General features: G+C 66.0%; 1 protein-coding gene. It reads left to right on the top strand.

Annotation, left to right across the window (positions count from 1 at the left end):
• Positions 1–108: 108 nt before the first annotated feature.
• On the top strand, positions 109–1,206 hold the full coding sequence (locus ACIRQP_RS42450) for an IS4 family transposase (protein WP_403900839.1): 1,098 nt from the start codon (positions 109–111) through the stop codon (positions 1,204–1,206).
• Positions 1,207–1,401 lie beyond the last annotated feature (195 nt).

Raw genomic sequence — 1,401 nt, forward strand, 5'->3', positions numbered from 1 at the left:
CAATGCCGTTGCTTTTAAGGCAGGCAGGTCGTTGGGCCGTTCGTGTTGGTGTCGCGTCTGGAGCGGCTGGGGTTGGGGATCTTGACCCGGTCGTGTCCGCCTGAGTTGGTGGACCATGTCGTTGCCGAGGCGGGGCGCGGGGAGAAGCGCCGTCGCCTGCTGTCGGCCCGGTTCACGGTGTACTTCGTTCTCGCGTTATGTCTGTTTCCACGGGTCGATTACCTGGAAGTCCTGCGGTTGTTGAAGGCGGGCGAGCCGGGGCTGAGGTCGTGGTCGGGGGTGAACAAGTCGTCCCTGACCAGGGCCAGGCAGAGACTGGGGTGGACGGTGATGCGCGATTTGTTCCGTGCGATGGCCCGGCCGCTGGGACGCGGTCCCGAGCTCTTTCACGGTCTGAGCGTTCTGGCCGTCGACGGAATGTTGCTGGCGGTGCCCGACTCGGCCAGCAACCGGGAAACGTTCGGCAAGTCCGGCTCCCAGCGCAGTCCTATGGGCTATCCGATGGCGCGGATGGTCGCGGTGGCGGAATGCTCCTCGCACGCGGTGCTGGACGCGGTGATCGGTGGTTGGAAGGACTCCGAGCGGATTGTTTCTGACGAACTGGAGCGGCATGTCGGTGACGGCACGTTGCTGCTGGCTGATCGCGGATTCTGGGGCCTGGCCCGCTGGCACCGGCTGCGTGACCGGGGTGCCCACCTGCTGTGGCGGACGGAGCGGCGGATGGCCCGGAGGGTCGAAGACGTCCTTGAGGACGGAAGCTATCTGGCCCGGATCCAGGCGAACAAGCACAGCAAAGCGGCCGGGACCGTCAAAGCCCCGCCGGCCCTGGTGCGGGTGGTCGAGTACCGGATCGACGGTCAGGCCGAGGTGATCCGACTGATCACCAGCCTGATGGACCACGAGAAGTACCCGGCCGCCGAACTCGCCGAACTGTACGCGCGACGCTGGGAGATCGAGCTCGTCTTCGATGAGATCAAGACCCATCAGCGCGACAGACCCGTCCTCCGCTCGCAGACCCCCGACGGTATCCGCCAAGAGATCTTCGCCCACCTGATCGTCCACCACGCCACCCGGGACCTGCTCGTCGAAGCCTCCCGCATCGCGCAGTGCCCGGCGGAGCGGACCTCGTTCACCCGGGCCCTGCACGTCGTCCGCCGCTCGGTGATCGCACCGACCGGCTTTTCCCCCCTCAGCACGCAGACGTGACCGTCACCTCGGCCTTGCCGAGATCACAAGAGCCTTGCTGCCCCGACGACGGTCACGAGACTGCCCACGGAAGCTGAAATCGTGCATCACCCCGTTTGGCAGCAAGGCATCCGACGAACCCGCCAGCCAGCACCGGCCAGCCGTCACCATCGCCTTGAACCACAGATGGCAGTGACCCCAAAAGCAACGGCATTG

This window comes from Streptomyces sp. NPDC102274 (assembly GCF_044766385.1).
Classification (GTDB): Bacteria; Actinomycetota; Actinomycetes; order Streptomycetales; family Streptomycetaceae; genus Streptomyces.